Consider the following 13395-nt stretch of genomic DNA (forward strand, 5'->3'; position numbering starts at 1 on the left):
GCCTCCCCTGCGGTCATTCGTCGGGAAAAGACGCCGCCGCCCGGCGGGCTCATCCTGTTTCCAGCCTCGGAGATCCATCCGCGAGGAGGAAACCATGGAAGACCTGTCCCGCCGCAGCCTGCTCGCCGCCGGTGCCATCGGCGGCGCCGCGCTCGCCGCCGGCACGGCCCACGCCGCCAGCTTCGGCAATCCCGACCAGCCGCCCCAGGGCGCGATCAACTCCACGCCCGGCGCCCTGTCCAATCCCGGCCCGCGCAACCCGGTGCTGGAGGAGCAGCTGCCCTCCTTCCAGAACCAGCCGCCCACCGATGTCGGCAACATGCCGATGATGTGGTCGTCCTTCAACATCATGCCGAAGCGCATCCAGGCCGGCGGCTGGGCCCGGCAGGCCACCGCCACCGAGTTCCCGGCGGCCAAGGAGGTCTCGGGCGTCAACATGCGCCTCGGGCCGGGCGGCATCCGCGAGATGCACTGGCACCTCGCCGGCGAATGGGCGCTGATGACCAACGGCAAGTGCCGCATCACCGTGCTCGACCCGGAGGGCCGCGCCTATGTGCGCGACGTCGGCGCCGGCGACATCTGGTTCTTCCCGGCGGGCTACCCGCATTCGCTGCAGGGCCTCGGGCCGGAGGGCTGCGAGTTCGTCATCGTCTTCGACGATGCCTATCAGTCGGAATACAATACCCTGCTGCTGACCGACTGGTTCATCCACACCCCGCCCAAGGTGCTCGGCCAGAATTTCGGCGTGCCGCCGGAGACGTTCAAGGACATCGCGCTGCACGACCTCTGGATCTTCCAGGGCAAGGAGCCGCCCCCGCTCGCCGTCGATCAGGCGGCCGTCGCCGCCGGCGGCACCCCGCCCGAGCCCTTCACCTTCTCGCTCACCGGCACCAAGCCGGTCATCGACGGTCCCGGAGGCAGCATCCATCTCGCCGACAGCCGCAGCTTCAAGGTGTCCAAGACCGTGGCGGCGGCGATCGAGACCATCAAGCCCGGCGCGCTCCGGCGCATGCACTGGCATCCCAATGCCGACGAGTGGCAGTACTGGATCAAGGGCAAGGGCCGGATGACGGTGTTCAATGCCGGCCCGCGCGCGCAGACCATCGACTTCCAGGCCGGCGACCTCGGCGTGGTGCCGAAGAGCCAGGGCCACTACATCGAGAACACCGGCACCGAGGACGTGCAGGTGCTGGCGGTGTTCCGGGCCCCGGAATATCAGGAGATCGACCTGTCCAACTGGCTGGCTCACGCGCCGCCGGAGCTGGTCGCCCAGCACCTGAACATCGATCCGGCCGTCCTCGCCCGCTTTCCCACCGGCCAGCCCGGCATCCAGCCGGGCTGATCGTACGCCGCATCGAATCGACGGCTTTCCTCCGCCCGGCGGACGGGGCTACAAGGTCATCCTTGCTTCGCCCCGCCCGCCTCCGGCGCGCCGGCCCGACCGGCGGCCGCCTTTCGGAGAACTGCCGTGCTGAAACTGAAGGATGCCAGCCTGCTGCGCCAGGAATGCCTCGTGGGCGGAAGCTGGATCGGTTCCGAGAGCACCATCGAGGTCCGCAACCCCGCCACCGGCGAGGTCGTGGGCACCGTGCCGAATTTCGGCGCCAAGGAAACCCGCGACGCCATCGAGGCCGCCAATGCCGCCTGGCCGGAATGGCGCGCCCGCACCGCCAAGGAGCGCGCCGCCGTGCTGCGCCGCTGGTTCGAGCTGATCCTCGCCAACCAGGACGACCTCGGCGCCATCATGACCGCCGAGCAGGGCAAGCCGCTGGCCGAGGCCAAGGGCGAGATCGCCTATGCCGGCTCCTTCGTCGAATGGTTCGCCGAAGAGGGCAAGCGCATCTATGGCGACATCATCCCGGCCCCCGCCAAGGGCCAGCGCATCGTCGTCACCAAGGAGCCGATCGGCGTCTGCGCCGCCATCACCCCGTGGAACTTTCCCGCCGCGATGATCACCCGCAAGGCCGGGCCGGCGCTCGCCGCCGGCTGCACCATGGTGGTGAAGCCGGCCTCGCAGACCCCGCTCACCGCCCTGGCGCTGGCCGTGCTCGCCGAGCGGGCCGGGGTGCCGGCCGGCGTGCTCTCGGTGATCACCGGCTCGGCGCGCGCCATCGGCGGCGAGATGACCTCCAACCCGATCGTGCGCAAGCTCACCTTCACCGGCTCCACCGAGATCGGCCGGGTGCTGATGGAGCAGACCGCCGCCACCATCAAGAAGGTGTCGATGGAGCTCGGCGGCAACGCCCCCTTCATCGTCTTCGACGATGCCGATCTCGACGCCGCGGTGGAAGGTGCCATCCTCTCCAAGTACCGCAATGCCGGCCAGACCTGCGTCTGCGCCAACCGGCTCTACGTCCACGCCAAGGTCTACGATGCCTTCGCCGAGAAGCTGGTGAAGGCGGTCGCGGCGCTGAAGGTCGGCGACGGCACGGGCGAGGGCGTGCGCATCGGACCGCTGATCGACGAGAAGGCGGTGGAGAAGGTGGAGGAGCACATCGCCGACGCCGTGTCGAAGGGCGCCAAGGTGGCGCTCGGCGGCAAGCGCCACGCGCTCGGCCACTCCTTCTTCGAGCCGACCATCCTCGTCGACGTGAAGCCGGAAATGGCGGTCTCGCGCGAGGAGACCTTCGGCCCGCTGGCGCCGCTGTTCCGCTTCGAGACCGAGGACGAGGTCGTCGCGCTCGCCAACGACACCGAGTTCGGCCTCGCCAGCTATTTCTACGCCCGCGACCTCGGCCGGGTGTGGCGGGTGGCGGAGCGGCTGGAATACGGCATTGTCGGCGTGAACACCGGGCTGATCTCCAACGAGGTCGCTCCCTTCGGCGGCGTCAAGCAGTCCGGCCTCGGCCGCGAAGGCTCGCATTACGGCATCGAGGACTATGTCGTGGTGAAGTACATCAACATGGCCGGCATCTGAGGGAGCCGGTCGTTTCCCCGGCACCCTGCCGAAGACCGCCCCTTCTCCCTCTCCCCGCGGGGGAGAGGGGTGGGGTGAGGGGGCTCTGCGCGTCCCCATGTCGTCTCCCCTCGCCGACCCGCTGCGCGGGCCACCTCTCCGCCGAAACCGGACATATCCGGTTTCGACCTTGCCTGAACCGAACCCGGCAACAGCCGGGTTCGGGCGGGGAGAGGAAATAGAGAAGGGACTTGAGGACGCCCCCGCCCTCACCCCTTCGGCTTCGACGGCACATGCGCCTCGATCGCGTCAAGCGCCTTGCCGATCTCGTCGAACCAGCCCCGCCCCGCGAGATAGGCGCGCCCGCATTCGTTGAGCCCGCCCGCCGTCTCGTGATGCGCGGGATCGACCGGCTCGCCCTTCCGCGCCGCGTCGAGCCCCAGTTCGCCGAGCCCGGCGAACAGCGAGCGCACATAGAGCGCCGCCGTCGCCTCGGCGAGACCACGCGATTGCAGCCAGCCGATGACGGTGTTCTGCACTTCGTAGTGCGACGACATCACCGCGCTGGCATGGCCGATGGCGGCGAGCTCGCTCTCGCGCTCGACGACGATCAGCTCGCCCAGCCCGCCGAACAAGTCCTCGACCATCTCATTGCCCGGGTAGAGCACGACCGGCCCCTTGCGGAAGCGGATCGGCGGCAGCGGAATCACCCGCACCACCGTCTCGGCCGGCGCCACCAGCGCCTTCACGCTGTCCACCGGCGCGCCGGCGATGAAGCTCACCACCCGTTGCCCGCGACGGAACGGCAGGCCTGCCGTCACCTCGGCCAGTTGCTTGGGCAGCACCGCGAGCACGACGACGTCGCTGCGCTCCACCACCTCCTCGTTGCCGGCGCAGCGCTCCACCGCCTCATGCGCCTGCGCCAGCCGGCGCGAGACCGCCTCCGAGCGCGGCGACAGCAGGATGCGGCAGCGGCCGGCAAGATCCTGCTGAGACTGGGTCTGCAGGAGGCCGGTGACCACGGCCTCGGTGAGGATGCCGGTGCCGACGAATCCGATGGTGAGCATGATGCGGTCCGCGTTTGGGGAGCCGCCGGTATAGGCCGGCCCGCACCGGCTGGGAACCGCCGACATGCGGCGCGCGCTCCCACGGCAGCGGCCTGCGTCCTTCGAGGCTCGCTGCGCTCGCACCTCAGGATGAGGAGAGGTCGGTCAGGCGTCAGGTATCTCCACGAGTCCGCAACCTTCCTCATGCTGAGGTGCCGGCCACCGGCCGGCCTCGAAGCACGCAATCCTTCTCCCGCCCCCCTCAGCGCCGGCGCGACGCCATCACGTTGCGGATCGAGAAGCTGGAATGGATGCGCAGTACGCCGGGCAGGGTCGAGAGGATCTCGGTATGCACCCGCTCGAACTCGCCGGCATTCTCCACCTCCACGCGCAGGAGGTAGTCCGAGCCGCCGGTCATCAGGTAGCACTCGCGGATTTCCGGGTGGCGCCGCACCGCGGTTTCGAAGCGGGTGAGATAGTCCTCGGTCTGACGTTCCAGCGTGATGTTGACGATCACCGCCATGCCGGGATCGCGCGCCGAATGGTCGACGATCGCCGTGTAGCCGCGGATCACCCCGCTATGCTCCATCAGCTTGATGCGCCGGAGGCAGCTCGATGGCGACAGCCCGACCTCCTCGGCGATTTTCGCCGTGCTCATGCGCGCATTGAGGCGCAGCAGCCGTAGGATGTTACGGTCGGCGGGGTCGAGGGCGGACATGGCGCATTCGTCCAATTCATGATCGATACATGCATGAAATACCAAATACCGGAATTTCCAAGCATGAAATGACCGGCAATTGCACGATTGGCGCGCTAGGCTACTTCGTCCCGTCCAGAGGAGTGGCTGATGTTCGCGGATATTGCCGAGCGGCCGATCGTCGATGCCGCCTCGGGGGTGCTCACCATCGATCTCACCGCCCTGGCCGCGAATTACCGCCTGCTCCAGGCACGGCTCGCCCCCGCCCGCACCGCCGGCGTGGTGAAGGCCGATGCCTATGGGCTGGGCGCCGCCCGCGTCGCGCCCACGCTCTATGCCGCCGGCTGCCGCGATTTCTTCGTCGCCCATCTCGGCGAGGCGCTGAAGCTGCGCCCGCTGCTGGCGCCCCATGCCCGTCTCTACGTGCTCAACGGCCTTCAGCCCGGCGCGGAAGCCGCCTGCGCCGCGGCCGGCATCGTGCCGGTGCTCAACTCGCTAGAGCAGCTCGACAACTGGGCCGGCCTCGCCCGCGCGCGCGGCATCACCCTGCCCGCCCTGCTGCAATTCGACAGCGGCATGTGCCGCCTCGGGCTGGAACCGCAGGAAGCCGAGGCGCTGGCCGCCGATCCGGCCCGGCTCGCCGGCGTCGAGATCCTGCATGTCATGAGCCACCTCGCCTGTGCCGACGAGCCGGACAATGCGCAGAACGCCGCGCAGCTTGCCGCCTTCGAGCGCCTCGCCGCGCTGTTTCCGCAAGCGACGCCCTGCTTCGCCAATTCCGGCGGCAGCTTCCTGGGACCGGCTTATGCGGGGTCCCTTGCCCGCCCCGGCATCGCGCTCTATGGCGGCGCCCCCATTGGCGGCCGGCCCAACCCGATGGCACCGGTGGTGCGCCTCGACGTGCCGGTGATCCAGACCCGCACCGTGCCGGCGGGTGCGCGCATCGGCTATGGCGGGCGCTTCGTCGCCCCCACGCAGATGCGCCTCGCCACCGTCGCCGCCGGCTATGCCGACGGCCTGCCGCGCCATCTCACCGACCATGGCGCCGCCTTCCTCGGCGACACCCGCCTGCCCTTCGTCGGCCGGGTGTCGATGGACAGCATCATCCTCGACATCAGCGCCCTGCCACCGGACGCGCTGAAGCTCGGCAGCCTCGTCGAGATCGTCGGCCCGCACCAGACGCTCGAAGACGTCGCCGAAGCCTCCGGCACCATCGCCTACGAGATCCTCACCCGTCTCGGCGCGCGTTACCATCGCGTCTATCGCTGACGGCCGGCACAAGTCCTGCAAGACACCTGCGGATACCTGCAAGAACAACGAGACCTTCCATGAAGATCGTCATCCTCGGCGCCGGCGTCATCGGCATCACCAGCGCCTGGTATCTCGCCAAGGCCGGCCACCAGGTCACGGTCCTCGACCGGCAGGCCGGCCCGGCGCTGGAGACCAGCTTCGCCAATGCCGGCGAGGTCTCTCCCGGCTATTCCTCGCCCTGGGCGGCGCCCGGCATTCCCGTGAAGGCGATGAAGTGGCTGTTCATGAAGCACGCGCCGCTGATCATCCGGCCGATGGCGGATGCCGCCACCTGGCGCTGGGTGTTCGCCATGCTGCGCAACTGCACCGCCGAGCGCTACGCGGTGAACAAGAGCCGCATGGTGCGCATCGCCGAATACAGCCGCGACTGCCTGGAGGAACTGCGCGCCGAGACCGGCATCCATTATGACGAGCGCATGCAGGGCACGCTTCAGGTCTTCCGCGACCAGAAGCAGCTCGACGGCATCGGCAAGGATGTCGAGGTGCTCAAGGCTGACGGCGTGCCGTTCAACGTGCTGGACCCGGCCGGCTGCGTCGCCGCCGAGCCCGGCCTCGCCCCGGTGAAGCACAAGATCGTCGGCGGCCTGCAACTGCCCGGCGACGAGACCGGCGACTGCTTCAAGTTCACCAACGCCCTGCACAAGCTCTGCGAGGCCGCCGGCGTCAGCTTCCGCTTCGGCGTCGACATCCGCCGGCTCAAGCATGAGCGCGACCGCGTGGTCGCCGTGGAGACCAGTCTCGGCGACATCGAGGCCGACGCCTATGTGCTGGCGCTCGGCAGCTACGCCCCGGCGCTGGCGAAGCCCCTCGGGCTCGATCTGCCGGTCTATCCGGTGAAGGGCTATTCCATCACCGTGCCGATCGTGAACGAGGCGCGCGCCCCGGTCTCCACCGTGATGGACGAGACCTACAAGGTCGCGATCACCCGCCTCGGCGACCGCATCCGCGTCGGCGGCATGGCGGAGATCGCCGGCTTCAACCTCGATCTGCCCCCCGCCCGCCGCGCCACGCTCGAGCATTCGGTGGAAGACCTGTTCGGCGGGGCCGGTGACCAGAAGCGGGCCACCTTCTGGACCGGCCTCCGGCCGATGACGCCGGACGGCACTCCGGTGATCGGCGGCACGCGCTATGGCAACCTCTACATCAATGGCGGGCACGGCACGCTGGGCTGGACCATGTCCTGCGGCTCCGGCAAGGTGCTGGCCGACCTCGTCAACCGGGTGAAGCCGGCCATCGAGACCGCGGACCTCGCCCTGTCGCGCTATCGTTAACCGCCGCCGCGAGCGGGGCCGACATCCGCCCCCTCATCTGGCTCGCCTCCCGGCATCGTGAGCCCTGCATGGCAGGGTCCATGATCTTGGGGGTTGCCGGCGGCGCGGAATTCCGCGATGCGAGGGGAAGGGTCGCCCTGCGCTGCGGCCCGGTTCACGAGCCTGCCATGCCGCTCCCCCTCCCGGTTCCGCGTTTTCCATCGTCCCGTACCGCCGGGCGCACCGCCATGCCCGGCGCCGGCCGGTCGGGCAGCGGCCCGGGGCGCTTCCGATGAACGCGCCCGCCCTGGCGGTGATCGAGCCTCCCCTCGACGCCGAGCGCCACGACCACCCGGCAAGGGCGGCAGGCACCGTGCCGACGGCGCCGCGGCCGCGCGTCAATCTGATGCTGATGGCGATGACCACCGCCGTCGCCACCTTCAGCATGCATGTCTTCGTACCGGCGTTGCCGGCCGCCGCCGCGGCATTGGCGGTCACGCCGTCGCAGATCCAGCTCACGGTGACGCTCTATCTCATCGGCCTCGCCCTCGGCCAGATCGTGCACGGCCCGCTCTCCGATCGCTTCGGCCGCCGCCCGGTCATCCTCGGCGGCATCGGCGTCTATCTCGTCGGCACGGTGGGCGCGCTGCTGGCCCCCAGCCTCTCCACCCTGCTGCTGGCGCGGGTGCTGCAATCGGTGGGAAGCTGCGCCGGGCTGGTGATCGGGCGCGCCACCATCCGCGAGACGTCGACAGGGCGGGACGCCGTCGCCGCGCTCGCCGTGCTCGCCTCGGCGATCACGCTGTCCTCGGCCGTCGCGCCGCTGGTCGGCAGCTATCTCACGTTGCTCATCGGCTGGCGCATGCTGTTCGCGGTGCTGCTCGCCGCGGCGGCGGTGATCCTCCTGCTGCTCTATCTGCGCTTTCCCGAAACCAATACGGAACGCGGCGCACCGCTCAGCCTGCCCGGCATGGTCCGCACCTACGGCCTGCTCCTGCGCATGCCGGCCTTCATGGGCTATTCGCTGTGCGGCGCCGCCTGCACCGTCACCGCCTATGCCTTCTACGCGGCGCTGCCCTTCCTCATCGGCGAGGAGCTGCCGCATGCCAGCCTCGGCATCGGCTTCATCTATCTCGCCGTCGTGACCGGCTCCATCCTGGGCGCCCTCGCCGCCCGGCAGGCTTCCCGCCGGATGAGCCTCGGCGCCATCGCCCTGATTGGAACCACGGCCGCCACGCTGGCCGCCCTCGCCTTCCTCGGCGGGCGCCTGCTGGCGCCGGACGCGGTGGCGACGGTGGTGGCGCCGCTCTTCGTCATGACCTTCGCCGGCGGCTTCGCCAATCCGGGTGCGGCGACGCTGGCGATGAGCGCCAATCCGCATGCGGTCGGCACCGCCTCAAGCCTCTACGGCTTCATCCAGATGGCGGTCGGGGCGCTGGTGACGCTGTGCGTCGGCCTCATCGGCCACGACTCCCTGTCCGTCGGCGGAATCGTGACCGCCTCGATGAGCATCGGCCTCGCCGGCCTGCTGATCGCCCGCCGCGCCGGCCGCGCCGATCAGTAGGCGGCCGCCGGCACGCCGGCCGCGGCGATGGCCGCATCCCTCGCATCGTCGCCGGGCGGCGGCAGATAGGCGAGGTTGCTCACATAGGGGCCGCCGCCTTCGCCGTTGCCCGGCACCATGTTGAACCGCTCGACGAGGAACGCCTCGTAGCGCGGGACATCGGTCCGCTCGAGCGCGGTGAGCACCACCCGGCGCGGCCCCTTGCGCTCCATCGCCGTCCAGCGCTTCCAGTCCAGGGTGAAATTCTTGATGCGGAATTTTTCCGGCGTCTTGACGAGCTCGACATGGGCGGTGTGGAGCAACACGGGCCGCTCGCCCTCCTCCTCCAGCAGCAGCGGCCGGGAATCCGCGGTGGCAAGGAAGGACAGGCAGATCAGCGGCCCGGGCAGTTCCACCGCCAGCGGCCGCGCCGGCTGCAGCACGCTGCCCGTCCGGGCGAAGCGGCTATTGGAGAAGGCGCGCCTGTCGAGGTCGCCCGACATCTCGCTCACCGGCCAGAGCACCGCGCGGTCGAAGGCCTGCGCGTGCAGCGGCGCCGGGCACGGCGCCGGAAGGCGCGTGGGCGCGGCGGTCAGATGCTTGGCGACATAGCGGCCGAGCATGGGCGCGCCCTTTTCGAGATCGTAGTGAACCTCGTCTTTGTAATGGGTGCTGATCCGCGCCTGGTCGTTATCGAGCAGGTTGCGGAGCGAGAGGTCGAAATCGAGCAGCCTCACATCGCGCGCGCCGGCATAGTGCCGCACGATCTCCCTCATCCCGGCGCGGATCCGCTCGGTGCGGTCGCGATAGCGCTCGGAACGCCGCCCCAGCAGCAGATGGAAGACCTGCGCCCGCGCATTGTGCTGCAGGATGTGGCGCAGCAGGCCCTCATAGGCGCATTGCCAGGTGTCGAAGCCTTCCGGCGTCGCCAGCGACATGTCGTTGATGGCGAATTCGACGACGATCTTGTCGAATTCCTCCAGCGATCCGCTCGTCTTCAGGTTTTCGAGCCCGATCAGGCAATTATTGGCGCCGACGCTCAGATTGGTCAGCCTGGCGGCGACCCGCGCCTTCTTTTTTAGCCACTCCGAGGTATGGCTCAGATATCCCGGCTTCATCACGGAATTCGAGCCGCCGATCACCAGGATCTTCATCGCAACACGCCGATCCGACCAGAAGGATTTCCGGCGGATCTTGGCCACGCCCTTCACATTACGCAAGGTAATATGACGGAGGCATCGTTCATACGGGATCGATCGGCCGCGGCCGGCGGTTCTTGTCGATCGCCACGAAGGTGAAGGTGGCCTCGGTGACCTTGATCATCTCCTCGCCTTCGCGCTTGCGGCGCCAGGCTTCGATACGGATCTTCAGCGAGGTGCGGCCGACCGCGATGATGGTGCCGTAGAAGCTCACCTCGTCGCCCACCAGCACCGGGCTGAGGAACGCCATGGCCTCCACCGCCACCGTGGCGGCGCGCCCCTTGACGCGGCGGGTGGCGACATTGCCGGCGGCGAGGTCCATATGCGCCATGAGCCAGCCGCCGAAAATATCGCCCGCGGGATTGGTATCGGCCGGCATGGCGATGGTGCGGATGACCGGGCTGTCATTCGGCGGCGGCGGGGCGTGGTCTGTCATGTCCGGCCTACCCTTCGGGCATCTGTGATCGAGCCGGGCTACCGAACGGCGAAGCCGCCAATCTGGAAATAGTAGAATAGTATGAACGGGGCATCGGCCCGGTCGATGCAGCGCAAGATGCCGCCTAATTTTTAATCAACAAGATCAGTTTGCGAGCAGACCATAAAAAAGGGCCGGACACGAGGTGCCGGCCCTTTTGGGAAGAGACCACCGTACCGGGTACGGGCAAGCATCGGACATTGGTGTCACGCCGGTCACGACCGCTTGTCGGTCGGCCGATCCTGCTTGATCGCCTCTTCATGATACCAGCCGGCATCAAAAGCCACCGGCACCGCGCGCAGGGCGGCGGCATTGGCATCGAGGCGCTCATTCTCGCGGCGACCGACCAGGCTGGCCCGCCCGCCCCGGGGGAACTCGTAAATCTTGGCGGAGCCGCCAATGGGACTGACATTCATCGTTTCTTCTCCTGTTTACGCCGCGCCTGCCGGCAGCGGCGGTCACTCCTATATAGCACGAGATGCCCGAACATCGATCAGTATGAGTAAAAAAATATCATTGAATGCATATTATTTAATCACACGCTCGATTGCCCGGCCGACCGGCACTCCGGCCGCACCGCCCCAAGGTCAACGCCGCCGCGCCCGATGGGTTCACGACCCGCTTCGGACACCGGCAAAGCCCGGCGCGACAGCATCCCGTCGCCGGCCGGCCATCGGCGCGCGACGCGTCTCTCCGCACGGGCGACCACATACGGAGATACCGAACGCATCTCGCCCGCAGGAACTGGCACGGATAATGCTTGATAGGCGGCAGGCCGTTGGCGACCGAACCCACGACGGTCACTGGCAGCAACCTTGTTGGCGTCGCCAGCTCACGAGAGACCTGATATGACGAAGTACAAGCTCGAATACATCTGGCTGGACGGCTACAAGCCGGTCCCCAACCTGCGCGGCAAGACGCAGATCAAGGAATTCGACCATTTCCCGGCGCTTGAAGAGCTGCCGCTCTGGGGCTTCGACGGCTCCTCGACCGAGCAGGCCGAAGGCCGCTCCTCGGATTGCGTGCTGAAGCCGGTCGCCGTCTATCCCGATCCCGCCCGCAAGAACGGCGTGCTGGTGATGTGCGAAGTGATGATGCCCGATGGCGTCACCCCGCATGTGTCCAACGCCCGCGCCACCATTCTCGACGATGAAGGCGCCTGGTTCGGCTTCGAGCAGGAATACTTCTTCTACAAGGACGGCCGTCCGCTCGGCTTCCCCGAGCATGGTTATCCCGCGCCGCAGGGCCCCTATTACACCGGCGTCGGCTACAAGAATGTCGGCGACGTCGCCCGCCAGATCGTGGAAGAGCATCTCGAGCTCTGCCTCGAGGCCGGCATCAACCACGAAGGCATCAACGCGGAAGTCGCGAAGGGCCAGTGGGAATTCCAGATCTTCGGCAAGGGCTCCAAGAAGGCCGCCGACGAAGTGTGGATGGCCCGCTACCTGCTGCAGCGCCTGACCGAGAAGTACGGCATCGACATCGAGTGGCACTGCAAGCCGCTCGGCGACACCGACTGGAACGGCTCGGGCATGCACTGCAACTTCTCCACGAAGTTCATGCGCGAAGTGGGCGGCAAGGCCTATTTCGAGGCGCTGATGGCGCAGTTCGCCACGAACCTCGAGGACCACATCGCCGTCTACGGCCCGGACAACCACATGCGCCTCACCGGCAAGCATGAGACCGCGCCGTGGAACAAGTTCTCCTACGGCGTGGCCGACCGCGGCGCCTCGATCCGCGTGCCCCACTCCTTCATCAAGAACGACTACAAGGGCTATCTCGAGGATCGCCGCCCCAACTCCCAGGGCGACCCCTACCAGATCGCCTCCCAGGTTCTGAAGACCATTTCCGAGGTCTCGACCGCCGCTTCCGCGGCCGCGTGAGCCTTCATGACGATGCGGGCTCCCCGCATCGTCCCTCGCCTTGGAAAGCCCGGCGCGCCCTGCGGTGCGCCGGGCTTTTCCATGCGCCTCGCCTGTCCATGCGCCCTCGCCTGTCCATGCGCCCCTCGTCCATGCGTCCTCGCCTGCGCGGGGCACCGCGCTGATGAACCGGCGGCCACGCCGCCGCCCATCTCACGCCGCGGGCGGCGCCCAGAAGCTCGTCAAGGCGGCGACATCGGGTCTCGGACGCTCCGGCGGCACGCTGACGGCCGTGCCGACATGCACGATGCCGGCGATCCTCTCGCCCTCCCCGGCGCCGATCGACGCCGCGGCCTCCGGGTGGGTGGCCGCCCAGCCGGTGACCCACATCGCCCCGAAGCCGGAAGCATGTGCCGCCTGCATCAGGTTCATGCACACGGCGCCGGCGGAAAGCTCCTGCTCGAACACCGGGATCGCGCAGGCACGGTCGGGCCGGCTGATCACCACCACCGCCATGGGGGAAGCGAGAAACAGGCGCTCCATGATCCCGGCGAACTTCTCCCGCTTGGCCGGCTCCATCTGCGGATTGGCGGCGCGGTAGAGCGGCGCCAGGCGGCGGCCGAGCTCCGCCCGCGCCTCGCCGGCGACGATGACGAAGCGCCACGGCTCGCGCAGGCCGTGATCGGGCACCCGCACCGCCAGGGCGAGCATGTCGCGCAATTGTGCGTCGGAGGGAGCCGGCAGCGTCAGCGCCGCCGGCGGCACCGAGCGCCGGCACGCCATGGCGGCCAGCATCTGCGGCAGCGCAGGCAGGAGCGCCGCAGCGGGAGCGGCGAGGGTTTCGGACGGTGACGTGTCGGAAATGGCGAATCCTCCAGGCTGGCACCGCGGGAATCCCGGCCGTCCGCGGAGGTTGACGACGGTTCCGGCATAGCCCAGCCCCACCGGGCGGTCAAAAGCGTGCCGACGGCCGCTTCGCGGGCCTCGTCCGCGCCGATCGCAAAGAATCATCCGGCGCGGGGGCGACGCAACGGCGGTTTTGGTCGACAATATCCCATCCGCCGTCGGGCGACCGGCGCGGACAACCCGAAAACGGGGCACAGCCTCCAAGGAGCA

12 protein-coding genes are annotated in these 13395 nt (G+C 68.5%); 6 read left to right on the forward strand and 6 right to left on the reverse strand.

Annotated elements, in window-relative coordinates; all coding sequences use genetic code 11:
• Positions 1-94 precede the first annotated feature (94 nt).
• Together KHC19_RS02175 and gabD are read left to right on the forward strand one after the other, a co-directional pair.
• Positions 95-1342 (forward strand): cupin domain-containing protein, encoded by a 1248-nt coding sequence (locus KHC19_RS02175; protein ID WP_213350374.1) that lies wholly within the window; start codon positions 95-97, stop codon positions 1340-1342.
• A 129-nt stretch (positions 1343-1471) separates the two neighbouring features.
• Positions 1472-2917, forward strand: coding sequence for an NADP-dependent succinate-semialdehyde dehydrogenase (gabD, locus tag KHC19_RS02180; protein ID WP_213351009.1), 1446 nt, complete (start codon positions 1472-1474; stop codon positions 2915-2917).
• Between the two features lie 248 nt (positions 2918-3165).
• Here gabD and KHC19_RS02185 read toward each other — a convergent pair whose 3' ends face one another.
• Together KHC19_RS02185 and KHC19_RS02190 are read right to left on the reverse strand one after the other, a co-directional pair.
• The gene (locus KHC19_RS02185; protein WP_213350375.1) at positions 3166-3963 is read right to left on the reverse strand and encodes an NAD(P)-binding domain-containing protein; all 798 of its coding nucleotides are present in this window, start codon (positions 3961-3963) and stop codon (positions 3166-3168) included.
• Between the two features lie 241 nt (positions 3964-4204).
• A complete protein-coding gene (locus KHC19_RS02190) occupies positions 4205-4660 on the reverse strand; it encodes an Lrp/AsnC family transcriptional regulator (RefSeq protein WP_213350376.1) in 456 nt (151 codons plus the stop codon).
• Positions 4661-4789: 129 nt separating this feature from the next.
• On the opposite strand from KHC19_RS02190, the gene alr reads away from it, so the two are divergent.
• The 3 genes from alr (at position 4790) to KHC19_RS02205 (ending at position 8764) form a co-directional block, all read left to right on the forward strand.
• Positions 4790-5908 carry an alanine racemase gene (gene alr / locus KHC19_RS02195; protein WP_213350377.1) on the forward strand — a complete coding sequence of 373 codons (1119 nt, stop codon included), beginning with the start codon at positions 4790-4792 and terminating at the stop codon, positions 5906-5908.
• A 59-nt stretch (positions 5909-5967) separates the two neighbouring features.
• Entirely contained in the window at positions 5968-7221 is a 1254-nt protein-coding gene (locus KHC19_RS02200) for a D-amino acid dehydrogenase (protein ID WP_213350378.1), read from the forward strand.
• Between the two features lie 271 nt (positions 7222-7492).
• Positions 7493-8764 (forward strand): Bcr/CflA family efflux MFS transporter, encoded by a 1272-nt coding sequence (locus tag KHC19_RS02205; RefSeq protein WP_213350379.1) that lies wholly within the window; start codon positions 7493-7495, stop codon positions 8762-8764.
• On the opposite strand, the gene KHC19_RS02210 is transcribed toward KHC19_RS02205, so the two are convergent.
• From KHC19_RS02210 to KHC19_RS02225, 3 genes are all read right to left on the reverse strand, one after another.
• Positions 8758-9897, reverse strand: a complete 1140-nt coding sequence (locus tag KHC19_RS02210) for an SGNH/GDSL hydrolase family protein (protein ID WP_213350380.1) — start codon at positions 9895-9897, stop codon at positions 8758-8760. The two genes, KHC19_RS02205 and KHC19_RS02210, sit on opposite strands and share 7 nt — an antisense overlap.
• A gap of 88 nt (positions 9898-9985) precedes the next feature.
• A complete protein-coding gene (locus tag KHC19_RS02215) occupies positions 9986-10378 on the reverse strand; it encodes an acyl-CoA thioesterase (protein WP_213350381.1) in 393 nt (130 codons plus the stop codon).
• Positions 10379-10632: 254 nt separating this feature from the next.
• The gene (locus KHC19_RS02225; protein WP_213350382.1) at positions 10633-10833 is read right to left on the reverse strand and encodes a DUF2735 domain-containing protein; all 201 of its coding nucleotides are present in this window, start codon (positions 10831-10833) and stop codon (positions 10633-10635) included.
• A 432-nt stretch (positions 10834-11265) separates the two neighbouring features.
• Between KHC19_RS02225 and KHC19_RS02230 the strand changes: the two genes are divergently transcribed.
• The gene (locus tag KHC19_RS02230; RefSeq protein ID WP_213350383.1) at positions 11266-12300 is read left to right on the forward strand and encodes a glutamine synthetase beta-grasp domain-containing protein; all 1035 of its coding nucleotides are present in this window, start codon (positions 11266-11268) and stop codon (positions 12298-12300) included.
• 192 nt (positions 12301-12492) lie between these two features.
• Here KHC19_RS02230 and KHC19_RS02235 read toward each other — a convergent pair whose 3' ends face one another.
• A complete protein-coding gene (locus tag KHC19_RS02235; protein ID WP_213350384.1) occupies positions 12493-13074 on the reverse strand; it encodes a nitroreductase family protein in 582 nt (193 codons plus the stop codon).
• Positions 13075-13395: the final 321 nt, after the last annotated feature.

Origin of the sequence: Ancylobacter oerskovii, assembly GCF_018390555.1 — a bacterium.
In the GTDB taxonomy this organism is placed as follows: domain Bacteria; phylum Pseudomonadota; class Alphaproteobacteria; order Rhizobiales; family Xanthobacteraceae; genus Ancylobacter; species Ancylobacter oerskovii.